The 12,407-nt window shown below is 40.9% G+C and carries 21 protein-coding genes; all 21 read left to right on the top strand.

Features of this window, described 5'->3' with window-relative positions; all coding sequences use genetic code 11:
- A partial coding sequence (locus ACPW7N_RS26280) for a replication initiation factor domain-containing protein (RefSeq protein WP_425654829.1) occupies positions 1-1,237 on the top strand: 1,237 nt, incomplete at its 5' end.
- Between the two features lie 97 nt (positions 1,238-1,334).
- Positions 1,335-1,484: a hypothetical protein gene (locus tag ACPW7N_RS26275; RefSeq protein WP_425654828.1), complete on the top strand. Its 150-nt coding sequence runs from the start codon at positions 1,335-1,337 to the stop codon at positions 1,482-1,484.
- Between the two features lie 288 nt (positions 1,485-1,772).
- Positions 1,773-2,048 (top strand): hypothetical protein, encoded by a 276-nt coding sequence (locus ACPW7N_RS26270; protein WP_425654827.1) that lies wholly within the window; start codon positions 1,773-1,775, stop codon positions 2,046-2,048.
- Positions 2,049-2,060: 12 nt separating this feature from the next.
- On the top strand, positions 2,061-2,306 hold the full coding sequence (locus tag ACPW7N_RS26265) for a hypothetical protein (RefSeq protein WP_425654826.1): 246 nt from the start codon (positions 2,061-2,063) through the stop codon (positions 2,304-2,306).
- Positions 2,303-2,434, top strand: coding sequence for a hypothetical protein (locus tag ACPW7N_RS26260; protein ID WP_425654825.1), 132 nt, complete (start codon positions 2,303-2,305; stop codon positions 2,432-2,434). Before ACPW7N_RS26265 ends, ACPW7N_RS26260 begins: the two co-directional genes overlap by 4 nt.
- A gap of 253 nt (positions 2,435-2,687) precedes the next feature.
- Positions 2,688-2,831, top strand: coding sequence for a hypothetical protein (locus ACPW7N_RS26255; RefSeq protein ID WP_425654824.1), 144 nt, complete (start codon positions 2,688-2,690; stop codon positions 2,829-2,831).
- A 170-nt stretch (positions 2,832-3,001) separates the two neighbouring features.
- A complete protein-coding gene (locus tag ACPW7N_RS26250) occupies positions 3,002-3,154 on the top strand; it encodes a hypothetical protein (protein WP_425654823.1) in 153 nt (50 codons plus the stop codon).
- Positions 3,155-3,213: 59 nt separating this feature from the next.
- Positions 3,214-3,468: a hypothetical protein gene (locus ACPW7N_RS26245; protein ID WP_425654822.1), complete on the top strand. Its 255-nt coding sequence runs from the start codon at positions 3,214-3,216 to the stop codon at positions 3,466-3,468.
- Between the two features lie 106 nt (positions 3,469-3,574).
- Positions 3,575-4,930, top strand: coding sequence for a chitobiase/beta-hexosaminidase C-terminal domain-containing protein (locus ACPW7N_RS26240; protein WP_425654821.1), 1,356 nt, complete (start codon positions 3,575-3,577; stop codon positions 4,928-4,930).
- Positions 4,927-6,759 carry a hypothetical protein gene (locus ACPW7N_RS26235; RefSeq protein ID WP_425654820.1) on the top strand — a complete coding sequence of 611 codons (1,833 nt, stop codon included), beginning with the start codon at positions 4,927-4,929 and terminating at the stop codon, positions 6,757-6,759. The genes ACPW7N_RS26240 and ACPW7N_RS26235 overlap by 4 nt, the downstream gene beginning before the upstream one ends.
- Positions 6,760-7,037: 278 nt before the next feature.
- Positions 7,038-7,442: a hypothetical protein gene (locus ACPW7N_RS26230; RefSeq protein ID WP_425654819.1), complete on the top strand. Its 405-nt coding sequence runs from the start codon at positions 7,038-7,040 to the stop codon at positions 7,440-7,442.
- Positions 7,439-7,702: a hypothetical protein gene (locus tag ACPW7N_RS26225; protein ID WP_425654817.1), complete on the top strand. Its 264-nt coding sequence runs from the start codon at positions 7,439-7,441 to the stop codon at positions 7,700-7,702. The genes ACPW7N_RS26230 and ACPW7N_RS26225 overlap by 4 nt, the downstream gene beginning before the upstream one ends.
- 280 nt (positions 7,703-7,982) lie before the next feature.
- Positions 7,983-8,336 (top strand): hypothetical protein, encoded by a 354-nt coding sequence (locus tag ACPW7N_RS26220; RefSeq protein WP_425654816.1) that lies wholly within the window; start codon positions 7,983-7,985, stop codon positions 8,334-8,336.
- Between the two features lie 9 nt (positions 8,337-8,345).
- Positions 8,346-8,654 carry a hypothetical protein gene (locus ACPW7N_RS26215; protein ID WP_425654815.1) on the top strand — a complete coding sequence of 103 codons (309 nt, stop codon included), beginning with the start codon at positions 8,346-8,348 and terminating at the stop codon, positions 8,652-8,654.
- Complete coding sequence (locus tag ACPW7N_RS26210) at positions 8,654-9,265, top strand: AAA family ATPase (protein ID WP_425654814.1); 612 nt, start codon at positions 8,654-8,656, stop codon at positions 9,263-9,265. Before ACPW7N_RS26215 ends, ACPW7N_RS26210 begins: the two co-directional genes overlap by 1 nt.
- Before the next feature lie 196 nt (positions 9,266-9,461).
- On the top strand, positions 9,462-10,370 hold the full coding sequence (locus ACPW7N_RS26205; RefSeq protein WP_425654812.1) for a DNA-binding protein: 909 nt from the start codon (positions 9,462-9,464) through the stop codon (positions 10,368-10,370).
- A 152-nt stretch (positions 10,371-10,522) separates the two neighbouring features.
- Positions 10,523-10,828, top strand: coding sequence for a hypothetical protein (locus ACPW7N_RS26200; RefSeq protein ID WP_425654811.1), 306 nt, complete (start codon positions 10,523-10,525; stop codon positions 10,826-10,828).
- A gap of 253 nt (positions 10,829-11,081) precedes the next feature.
- Positions 11,082-11,330 (top strand): hypothetical protein, encoded by a 249-nt coding sequence (locus ACPW7N_RS26195; RefSeq protein WP_425654809.1) that lies wholly within the window; start codon positions 11,082-11,084, stop codon positions 11,328-11,330.
- Positions 11,331-11,450: 120 nt separating this feature from the next.
- Positions 11,451-11,594: a hypothetical protein gene (locus tag ACPW7N_RS26190; protein ID WP_425654808.1), complete on the top strand. Its 144-nt coding sequence runs from the start codon at positions 11,451-11,453 to the stop codon at positions 11,592-11,594.
- A 337-nt stretch (positions 11,595-11,931) separates the two neighbouring features.
- Complete coding sequence (locus tag ACPW7N_RS26185; RefSeq protein WP_425654807.1) at positions 11,932-12,141, top strand: hypothetical protein; 210 nt, start codon at positions 11,932-11,934, stop codon at positions 12,139-12,141.
- Between the two features lie 30 nt (positions 12,142-12,171).
- On the top strand, positions 12,172-12,407 hold a 236-nt coding region (locus ACPW7N_RS26180), incomplete at its 3' end, for a hypothetical protein (RefSeq protein WP_425654806.1).

The following is a 12,407-nucleotide window of genomic DNA, read 5'->3' as shown; positions in this document are numbered from 1 at the left end:
AATTGCAGGAAATGGGGAAAGAGAATTAATAGAAATGATGGGCTTAAATTATGATGATTTCAGACCTCTTGAATACGGTTTTAGGAAGTGGAGAAAGGGTTTGCGGTTGGGTAGTATACAAGTGTACTACGATTGTTCTAATGAACCTAGCGCACGTGTAATTCTCTCAGGACAGGCTTGCCGTGAATTTGAAATGCTTTCTAGCGTTGGTTGGATTGAACTCTTTCGTAGAGTGTTAACGACAAATTTTAGTTTTTCTCGTTTAGACTTGGCTATCGATGATTTTGGTCATATCGACAAGCGTCATCGTGATCGTGGTTTAAAGCCTTATTTCAAAGTTGCGAAGCTAATTAAGTTAATCGAGAAGGGTTTATGTCGATCAAAGTTTGAAAAAGGTCGTGAACAAGGTACGTTAGATTTGAATAGTGGTGATTATGAAGGTCAAACTGTTAATTTTGGTTCTGGTAAAAGCCGTATACAGATACGAATATACGAGAAACATTGGGAGCGTAAGAATAAAGGTTATGAATTAGAAGAAGATGTTGAAGTGTGGAATCGTGTTGAAGTTCAGATGCGTAAAGAGAGAGCTGAGGAAGCTTGTATGTTAATTGCTTCTGGAAAAATGTGTGTAGGGGAAATAACAGCAGGTGTCATTAAAAATTATTTGAATTTTTGTGATCGTGGAGAGGATAGTAATAAGTCACGTTGGAAAGTTTCGAAATTTTGGTCAGATTTTTTGGGTGATGTTGAACCTCTTCGTCTTAGTGCAGTGGCTCCTGATCGCACGTTGTCAAGAACTCAACAGTGGGCTTGGAAACAAGTTGAGCCTAGTCTTGCGTTACTGTGGCATGGAAATGAAGGTCGCTTGGATTGGTTGATAGAAATGCTTGAAAATGGTAGTGATCGTTTGAAACCAAAGGATTTAGAAATGCTTGAGCGTACCAAAGGTGATTATCAGTTTATGCTTGCTAGAAGAAAGCAACTTCAACAAGAAGAAGTACAAAATAAAGCCTTGAAGGTATTGCATCAGAAGTCATACTTGGATGAGGAAGGACAAGCTGTCCAAGATACTATTATGGCTGATGTGCGTTATGAATTCGAAGAGTTCAACAGGGATTATAGCGGTAGTGATTATTACAGAGATTTGGCTAAGATGAGACAGGAAAGGTATCAAGATCGCAAACAAAATAAAAATGCCCTCGCTGATGGCACAGACGAAGGGCACACGATAAATTAAAGTTAGCCTTATTATATCACATTATATGTTATAATATACCTTCAAAATATTGTAAAAAAACGAGGGTGTTTTTGTCGTTGGAATCGGGGGCTAAAGGGTGCCGAAAAAACTTGTTCCAAAGGATGAAAGAAAAGAAAATTTTACTATTCGGTTGCCAAATTGGCTTATTTTAAAGATTCGTTCACATAAGGGGTATACAAGGATAGTTGAGAAAATTCTGGTTGATTTTTTTAATAATGAAAAATAGGGCTTGTCAAATCTTGAAAAATATTGTTAATATTTGCTTATAGCAATTCGCTGTTGCGAATAAACGTTCTTATTCAACTCAATAAAAAAAAGAGAACGCTTTGTCTTGGCGGACTCGTTCTCTCTTTTTAGCAATAGCTGTACTTTGGTCGGTCAGCTATTGCGATGTATATATTGTACTTTCTATTGATGTATCTATCAATAGGTTAGTACTGTTTATGTGTGATTAAAGTCCGCCAAAGTGCGGACTTTTTTTCATTTTTAAAACCATTTTAGGAGGGGTAAGCGCATGAAAGTTAAAATCGAAGATGTTCTGTTTGTTGCGCCAGAACAAAGGAAATTTGTGAAGAGAGATACTGGAGAAGTAAGGACATGGTGGGTTGCTCGTTTTGTTGATGACAAAACCGATTTTTCTGATTTGGAGTTAACTATCCCTGATGAAGATTTGGGTAAATTGCCTGCACCTCGTAGTCGTGTTGATGTTCACTTTGATCTTGTTAAAACCAATGGGAAAGAATACAAACAAAATCCGAAAGTCGAACTATCTAAATCTAAGTCGGCGTAGGTTATGGATGAGTTGCTAGCTGCGCCACCTGTAGACGGTGGAGGTCAATCAGGTACTAATCCTACTCCTGATTACACGTCACAACTGGATGAAATCGTCTCGCTGCTTTCACGCATTGGGGTAGATGAGGTCAACGACTTCAACAATAATTTTCACGTTATACACCAAGTAACCTATGGTGATTTGCTTATAGCTTCAATGCTTTTACTGATATTGGTCACTATTATTGGAAAATGGGTTTGGGAGGGTCTGAAATGAGCCAAGAAGTTATGAATGGACTGTTTGTGGTAGGCTTTGCATCTGGCTTTACAGTGTGGTTTCTAACGTCTATAAGTGACGTGATCATCAGCCGAATGAAGGGCAAAAAGAAGCCCGCAAGCAGCTAAGAATGGACGAGCTATTGAGGGTTCTGGAAGCTTGGAAATACTCTCCTGCGGTTTTGCTGCCGATGATCTTTCTGGTAGGTCTATCCCGGTTGAAGGTGAATGCTAGATGAATTTCCTCGGCTTACTCTTTTGGTTTTTATCCGATGAGGAATTAGCAAAGTTCTGTACCGTCTATGTAGCTTCGATAAGTAGCGTGATTGGGTTGATAACGTTTTTGACTCGTTTGGGTGATCGAAGAAGTAGGTGAGAATAAATGAGTTTTGACGTAGATATTGCGAAAATTTTGCAATATGCATACAACATTTTTGCGTCTGCCTCACCACTGAGTAATTTGTTTGTTGGGGGTTCGTTCGGACTTTTCATATTGGGCGGATTGCTCGGCATTTTCAAGAAGTAATGGGCTTTGAAAAATTGCATGTTCCTGTTCAACCAATCATCGATTACGCAATTCAAGCTATTAATAGTGTCGGGCCAATAACATGGCTGTACATAGGTGCAAGCTTTGGACTCTTTATCCTCGGAGGTGTGATAAAAACATTTGTATCACGTTGAGAGGGGGTGAATTAAATGGCTGACTGGGCTGCTATGACCATCACTGGTAAAGAAATTATTGATAACTCTGTTGCTTTCATTAATGCATACTGGGGTATCGCTGCATTGGCGATTGGTGCACCTTGGGGGATTTCTCTTCTCAAAGATGTACGTGGAATCTTCAACTAAAGAAAGAGAGGGGGATGACTTCGGTTGTTCCCCTATTTTTCTAACGGGGGTTGAAACAAGTGTCACGTAATAAGTATTTTGCTTCGTGCGCTGTGATTATCGGATACTATGCGTTGCGTTTACTAGCTTGTTCTGTTGTTGTTATGGAAGTTTTAAATAGTAATCCTAAGTATCTGATAGGGTTGGACGTTAGGTCGGTGGGGTTTGGAATCGGTGCTGCATGTGCTATGATGGCTATTTTTGCATCGTTGGAAATGTATTTAGATTTGTCACGCTTAGTAAAAAAGATGCGCAATGTTCCAGATGCTTCGTAAACAAAATCCCGGCTGCAGCTCGAATTTTTGTAAACAGAATTTGAAACCAGGCTTCGCATTTTGTATACAAGTTTTGATTCCTGCCGGACGGATCGGGGGAGGTTCTTTGAAAAAGAGTATACAGTATCTACTTGTTTTTGTTTTTGTGATCTCTGCATTTTGTATGAATCTTGCTCCTGTTAATGCAGGAACTACTCAGTGCAATGGATATAGTTATGGGTCAGCTACTGGATCAAGTCCGGCTGTATGTGTTACTGCACCAGATACGATTACTTGGTATGGAACGTGGGGAAGTCTTGGTTGGTGGACTCAAATGCAACAAAATGAGACGAGGACATCTTCTACTATTAACAATGTTTATTTCTCGATTACGAAAACAGTTTGTTGTAGCTATAACGATGGAACGGCAAAAATTGTTAACAATAACCCGTTTCCAATAGTAGCGGTTTCATATAGAACAGATAGCGGTTATAAAATACCTCCAGACTTTTTTTATGATTGGGTAGTTCCTGCAAACTCTACGAAGTCCTTTAATGTCGCTGAATTTAATAGTGCTTATTCTCTAAGGGTTGGAAAGAGAAATAGCGATACAACACCTCCTGTTATAACTGCATCTCCTCCGGGTGGTTCTTATGATTCAAGTCAGACTGTTACGCTTTCAGCTAATGAAACAAGTACCATTTATTACTCAAAGAACGGTGGTTCGACTTGGACTACTTATAGTTCACCCATTGTTATCTCTACGTCAACGAATTTAACTTTCTACGGTAAAGATACAGCGGGGAATTCTTCTACTCAAATGACTGAGGTTTATACGATTGATAGTGCTGCTCCTGCTGTGACGATCTCGCCACCTTCTGGAGAGTTCGAAGAGAGTTTGTCAGTCGTTATCAGTTCAAATGAGCCGGGTACGATTTATTATTCGGTTGATGGTACAGAGCCTAGTTTGGTTTACAGTTCATCATTAATGATTACTCAGGATACTGTGGTTAAGGCAAAAGCAAAAGACACTGCTGGCAATATGTCGGCAGTTGTCTCTGCTATTTATACGAAAAGAATAATTGCTCCAACTTTGTATTTTTCTCCTGATTCTCAAAATTTTGATCGTCCATTCTCGGTGACGATTACTGCAAATTATCCAGATGCTTCGATTTATTACAGTACAGACGGTTCTGAACCTTCTAAGCCTTATACTGCTGCAATACCGATTTCGATAGATACCGTTGTAAAGGCAAAAGCGGTGTATAGGGGTGTTTCATCTCCAGTTTATGAGGCAGTTTATACGGCTTCGCCTATTCAACGAACAGATACAAAATTTTTTAAGATACCTGTCTCGATGCCTGATGTTAAGAAAAATGCGGTTGATCTGATAAAAACAGCTTCTCCTAGTATGTGGATGTTCGCATTAGCCTTTTTTGGTCTTTTGATATTTGGTGTAGTGAAGAGGGTGGGGCGTAGGTGAGATTTTTTTGTTTTTTGAGTGCAGTATTGGTTGTTTTGTTGCTCTATGGCAGTCAAGCGAGTGCTGCAACGGTTCAAGCACTGAATGTTTCGCCTAGTGAGAAGTGGATCAGCTTTGATGTGAAAAGTAGTTTTGCTAGTGCTGCTGAAACTGCTATCTATGCAAAGGTCATCTATGCAAATGGTGCGACACCGTTGTATGTCAAGGTGAATAGTTATGGTTCGAATTGTGGAGCTTGTGAGTACACGAAGAAAATGTCTGTCTGTACGGTTGATAGCTGCAAGAAAGCATCAAAAGTCGAATTCATTGTTGTCACTAGGGATGGTAGAAATGTGAAGGTAAATGAAATGGTGATTTCTCCGCAATCAACTGGGGTGGCTTCGGCAACGAAAAAACCTGTAGTCGTTTCGAATGTAAATGTTTCTAGTGGGTCACTTTCTTATTCGGTTGACGGTAGTCCTTCGGATGTTTATGCAACTGATTCTTCAGGACATAAGTATTCGGATGATGATAATGACGGGGTGATTCCTATGATCTCTCCGGGAGAGTCTAACTATAATTTCAGTTATGGCAAAGATGGTTCGAAGATTAGGTTTTCTTCTTCGGCTGACGCAATGGTTTGGCGGACAGGGCAATATGAAAACGGGGTTTTTACTACTGGTACTGGGGATGAATGGAACGGACCGACGACATATGCAGATATGGATTTTGTAAATGATGATCAGGAAATACAGGTTGATCTACAAGATGATTCTTTACAACCTTACCAGTACGAGCGTCACTATTTCGACAAGCGTGGTAACTATCTTGGTTCGTCAAACTCTGTTCCTGCTGCGTATCCTGTGACTCTCACTGCGAAAGGTGCTGACGGTGATTCATATGATTACGAAGTGAATCAAACGGGTACGGCAAGCCCTACTAATTCAGAGCTTTGGAGTGACTCGAATCAAGTTACCGAACAGGGTGATGTGACTGGTAGCGTACCGACAAATCCGACTGATCCGACTGATCCGGGCGGGTCTACGAATTGTCCTTGCTGCAATGAAGTAAAAGCCATGTTGACTACTGCGAAAGCTGCCATCGATGCACAGGGGTACAAGCTTGATGAAGTGTCGGGGGTAGTGAATCAACTCTCTTCTGCTGTAGAGCAGCAAGGTTATAAGTTAGATCAGGTTTCAAACGCTGTGGCTGCTGTTCAATCTGCTGTAGATGGGGTTTCGAATAAATTGGATGAAACGAATTCGAAGCTTGGTCAGATTCAAGACAGTCTTACACCGCATGGCAATTATTCGATTCCTCAGAAGGATTGGAACGGTCTTGCTGAACAGAATAAACCCGATATCCTTAACCAGATACAACCTGTACAGGACACGAATATTTATTTTAGTGATCCCGGTCAGGGGGAAAGTGTTCCTGCTATGCCTGCGCAACCTCCTGAGAACTACCCTGTGCCAATAGGAGAAAGTTTTGAACGTGAGAATCCACTAACAGCAGAACCTTCTCTTTCACGGATACTTCCGGGAACATCTGCACCAGTAGGGCAGCGTGATCCTGTGGGTACAGCAAACCCGGTAGGACAGCGTGATCCGGTTGGAAGTTTACCTACTATGCAACGTGATCCTGTGGGAACTTTACCTAACATGCAGCGTGATCCGATCAATGGTATTAGTCCGGTAGGGCAACGTGATCCGGTAGGGGGGAAAACTCCGGTGGGGCAGCGTGATCCGGTAGGGACGTTACCTAACATGCAACGTGATCCAGTAGGAACATTACCTACTATGCAGCGTGATCCAGTTCCTACCCGGACAGATGTACCTAAAAAGGAGTGATTCATGATGCTTGATATAAACGATATTGTTGCTTGTACGAAGGACTATTTTGGGCTTATCTCGGTTGTGGTTTTCCTCATATGCGGAACGGAACTTGGTTTTGATATTTTATCGAAGTCTAAGTCCATGTTTTGGAGGGGTTGATAGACGTGGAGGAAATTTCTGCTTATGTTATCGAGATTCTAACTTTCTATGACCGGGCTATCATTAGCGGTATTGGTATGATGTTAGCTTTTGCTTTTGGGAATAGACTGATCGAATTGTTTAGGTTCTAAGCTATGGCTGATCTGTTCGGTTATCTCATTACTGGATTGGCTACGCTGCTTTCCTCGTTCTTTGAATTTCTGACAAAGCCGATTAGTTGGTTTTTAACTTTCATGGATGGGATTTTCTATTTCATCTATAAACTAGTAACTATTTTGGTTCACGTCTTGGCTGTTTTTATGGCATTCTTCCAGTTGATTTTTGCTGTATCTGCCGGGTTGATCCGAACGGTTACCGGGTTTCTAGCTTGGAGTGGTAAGCCGTTGAGTAGTACGGTTGGTGCTGATGGTTTGAGCGTGTTCTCTACTATGTTGAGTCCTCTAGGGTTGTCTACAGTCTTGCCTATGATATTGCTTGCTTTAGACATTTTTTTGACTGCTTACGTTGTTATGTGGCTAGTGGGAGGGAGGAAAACGTGAGGAACTTCATTGATTCTCTTTTCAATCCTGCCTCTCAATTCCTGCAAGGTATCCGGGACTCTTTATTAAAGTATTCGGTAGGTCGTAACAAGCCGATTGAATTGGATAGTTTTTTCTCTCCTTTTGCTTTGCTTGGTACTTCATGGGTGGTCTTGATCAAGGCTGTTATGCTCTCCCTTTTCTCGATCACAATGTTATATGTTGCGATTGGTGCACGTGGGGTATATCTCTACTTCAAAGAAAGCATTAAATGGTGGTAGTAAACAAACTCCTGGTTGCAGCTCGAAAATTTGTATACAGAAATTGCGACCAGGAATGCGAATTTGTTTACAGTTCCCGGATGGAACGGGACGGATCGGGGCTAACCAGAAGAAAAAATGTATACGGAGGTTTATGTGGACGTTCAAAATGATGTGTTCAAGTTCTTTTTCGAGGCTGCTGCCGGGGCTTCTCTCGGTGCGTTCTTCTTTTTCTATCTACCGTTCAAGTTATTTGGTTCTCTAGCATCGTCTATCAAAAATAGATTCGGGGGTCGTAAGGATGTTAAAAAAACTGTTCACCAAGGCTAGTACGCCACACAAGGTTATTGCTCGTACAGAGAGTGGTCATGTTCGCATTCTGAAAGTTTATTCGGTTACGGATGGGATGTTGGAGACTGAAATGGGCATGTATCCAGTGAACTTGGCTACTACTTATCATGATGAATTGGACGGTGGGTTAGTGTATTTTTTTGAACTGACTCATGAGGCAATGGTCGAAGCTGAACAACTTAAACACTTGCAGCGTCAAGTGGTTCTATCGAAAATATTCCAGTTTGATACGAAGTCCGGGGCTAAAAATATTAAGGACTTGCTGCCTTACGCTATTGCGATAGTGGCACTTCTGGCGAAGTAGGAGGACATTATGGACAAGAGTTTAGAGACCGCACAGGGGTTACTTGGTAAAAGTTTGTTTAGTTCTCCGCCTAGTGATTCAAAGGAAATATTGGACTTTTTGAAAGATCATGCTGTAGCCCTGTCAGACGATCAGAGGCAGGCTATAACGCTTCTGAGGCATTTAGGAGGGTATGAGGATATAATCAGTTCTATTTTAAGTTTACGGGCTATGTCGATGCCTACGAAGGTCTATAGAACGACTATTCAGGAACTTGCAAAAGCGCAAGCTGCTGCAAAGAATTCGAGCATGGTTTCAGTATTGGAGAGCAAGAAATAATGGCAGAACCTTATATCATTATCGTAGACGGTCAACAAGGTTCGTTTAAGACTTCCTTCATGTCAGTTATAGCTCATCAGATGGGCTATTTTATGGGTGACAGGCTTTCTCTTTTTTCGAATTACGAGTTGAAGGATTCGAAGCCATTCAGGTCTTATACGGACTTTCTGGAAGTGGCGAAGTGTCACACTAGCCTGATTTTATTGGACGAGGCACAAGCCACATTGAGTTCTAGGGGGTTTTCCAATAAGGGACAAAACTCTTTTACAGAATTAATGCTATTCCTTCGTAAGCTTCGTACAACGATGTTTCTAACCTCTGTTCGTTTTGAGTTTATCGATTCGAGGATTCGGGAGATTTGCGATATTTACATTTATGCAACAGAAGAAAACGGCTTTGTCACTTACGATATTTTCGACTTCCAGAGAGTGCGATTTATAAAACGTGTACAGATTTCTGTAGCAGAATACAAAAATATTTTAACGCAGCTTAATCTATTCAGGACTTGGCGTCCAGTACGTTCTACGTCTTTGCCTGACGAGAAAACATTCCAACTGTTCCTTGAGAAACTGATCATAGAGAATGATAAGTATTGGGAGCAGGTCATATAGGATGCCTTGAGTAATGAAATGGAACAACGCAGAGCAGGGCGTGAGGCTTTAGCCCACGCCCGATGCATACAAAATATTTGAAAATTTTTTCCTCTTTGTAGCATTTGTAGTATTGTAGTATGTAGTAATATGTTGTATAATACAAATATACAATACAACATACTACATAATACAAATTTTACAAGGAGTGATTTACATGGCGAAGATCACAAAGGAACAAATTTTCGAAGTTGCGGAACAGTTGGCAAACAATGGTCAAAATCCTACGTTGGCAGCCGTTCGAAATGCGTTGGGTGGTGGCAGCTTTACGACTATTTCAGAGGCTATGATGGAATGGCGTAAGGGTCGTACTGCTCCGACGTCGCCTATTAAAGAGCCTGCACCACAGGAAATTATTGACCGGGTTGAGATTCTGGCGTCTGACATTTGGGTTGTCGCACGTGAAATGGCAAACGAGCGTCTGCGTACTGAGCGTGAAGCCTTAGAAGCATCCAGACAGGATTTTGAACGTCAACAGGAAGAGGCTGCGGAATTGGCTGACTCAATGGCTAATGAGATTGATCAATTGAAAATTCGTCTTGAAGATCAAGAGAATAAAGTGAATTTTGTTGTTAATGAGAATGAGCAATTAGGCAAACAGATTCAAGAGTCTATGACTAATGAACAGGTTTTACGTGTTAAATACACAGAGTCAGTAAGGCGTTTTGATGATTGGATGGTAACGTATGAATCAGTTAAGTCTGATCTGATCAAGGAACGTGATAATGTTTCGGAAGGTCTGGAACGTGAAAAGGAACAGGCTGTGGTCATAGCCCGTTTGGAGGCTGAGAAAAAGACAGTAGAACAGCAATTTCAGGCATTGCAAAAGCAGTATACGCATGACATCGAGGAAGCCAGAGGTTTCTTGGTTGATCTGGAACAGAAGTTAGATGCAGCACGTATTGAGGCATCTAATTCGGCTGTTGAAGCAGGAAAACTCTCTGGTGAAGTACAGGCATTAAGAAGTCAGGTAGCTCAACAGGAATCTTTGATCAAGGCTTTTGCTACTCCTCCTAGTCGTTCGAAAGTGAAGGGTGGCAAGTCGGATCAGGATAACGAGCAGTAAACAAAATTTCTTCAGCAGCAGCTCTATTTGTATACGAAAACGAGATCCTGGTTTCGCTTTTTGTAAACAAAAAATGCAATCCGGATCTCGAATATGTAAACAAAAGAAGACCAGGCTGCGTTGTTTCTGTAAACGATAAAGGAGGGGTTCTTGTGAGTCGTAAACCTATTCAAGTTCCAGACGAGTTAAAAGCGAAAGTAGAAGAGTTGAAAGGGTTAATGCACAAAAAGACAGAGTATGAAGTGATAGAACAACTGGTGTCCTATCATGATCGGAAAGGTACGCATTTGGTTGTCACTGGTGCTGTGAGGGAAGAGTTTAAAGCGGTCAAGAGCAAGCTGCGTTTTCGTGATGACGAGCAGTTAGTGAATTTTTTGCTTTACCATTACCAGAACAGTCCAACACTTAGTAAAGAAACCTTTGATATGTATATCAATGCACCACGATATGGAGCATAGAAAATGACAACTTTTGAATTCATAGCTACGTTTATTGCATTTGGTCTTCTTTGTTGTCTCGTGTTTATGGATTTTTCTAATAGACCTGATGGTAAGTAGGTGTGATTATGTTAGCCTTTGTTCTGGAAAGTATTTTTTGGGCTTTGGTGATTTCGTGTGTTGTGCTTACAGCATTATCCGTTTTTCGTGAAATTCGTAGTGAGTGTGTTCGTAGACGGGTTGTAGAGAGATTTCGGAAGGGCGGTAGAAAACTTTGATTCTTTTGTTGCCTTTGATTCTGGCTATATCCGTTTATCTACTTTCGATTGACCTTTCTTCTGATTTTATTTTAATTGTTTTAGGTGGTAGTAGTATTTTGGGTTTGATACTTGATAGTTATGTTCTCGGACCATATTTTAAAAAATCTGTTGCCGAACTAGATAAACAGGATCAGGAAGACACCGAAAAATGGTTAAGGGATCATTGGAAAAAAGAATTAGAGAAAAGGGATTGTAAACAGTGATTTGCGCAGCTCATCTTTTCTTGTAAACAAAACTTGTGACCGGCTTTTGATTTTTGTATACACTGGTCGCCCGGATCGGCTCTGGCCAGAGTAAAATATGTAAACAAGGGAGTGGTTATTTTGCAACTTTCGAAAGAGGATTATTTTTTCTTTGAGTGGTTGATAGTTGGTAAGGGCATGAGTCAGGAAATGTTTTCTAAGTTATCTCCTGTTGAAGTAGCTGAACTGCGTGCTGAATGGAAAACTTGGTTTGATAAACAGTAGACCCTTCCCTAAATGCTGAAAAAGCTTAGTTGTGCTGCTTTATTGGCAGGAGGGGGAAGGGGCTCCCCGACAGTAGCTATTTGGTTGCAGATCGGGGGGTATCGTAGGGGGAACACCCCCCCACGAAGTGAAACGGAGTGTTGCTATATTTACGGTAAAGGGTTGATATTATGCAATACGATATCATTAGTTTTGTAGTCGTTTTTATCGTTTCTGGTGTCGTTTACTTTAACACACCAATTCGTAATCTTTTTAAGTGATTAGTGAAAAGTACCCGTATACAATTCGTTAACACTCTGTTAACATTTATCTATAAAATGGAAACGGAGGTAATTATATGTCTACTCATATTCGGAAGAGTACTGTTATTAAGCAGTTGGAAGAATTTGAGCGTATGATTCAAATGACTGAAAAGGGTCATGTTTCATCTGGTGATTCGGTTCCAGTGGATCAATTTTCTTATCAAAAAGGGTTTAATGAAGGTATGATTTTTTCTATGAAGTCACTTCTTGATACTTTTAAAGCTAAGTTAAATCTCCATGAATGATGGTGTTTGAGAGAAAGAGAGAGGGGTACTATGTGGAGTGAAAAATCCCTTGGGATTGATGAGATTTCGAACATGCCCCAGACGGGTAACACTGGGGCAGTAAATACATACCCAAATGGTTTGAGGTCGCTTGTAGACTGGTTCGAGGGCACTTTAAAAATCCCCCAAATTGCAGGAAATGGGGAAAGAGAATTAATAGAAATGATGGGCTTAAATTATGATGATTTCAGACCTCTTGAATACGGTTTTAGGAAGTGGAGAAAGGG

This window comes from Brevibacillus nigriterrae (assembly GCF_049846925.1).
Taxonomy (GTDB): domain Bacteria; phylum Bacillota; class Bacilli; order Brevibacillales; family Brevibacillaceae; genus Brevibacillus_H.
Note: the sequence above shows the minus strand (reverse complement) of the source record. Positions and strands in the feature narration are given on the sequence as shown.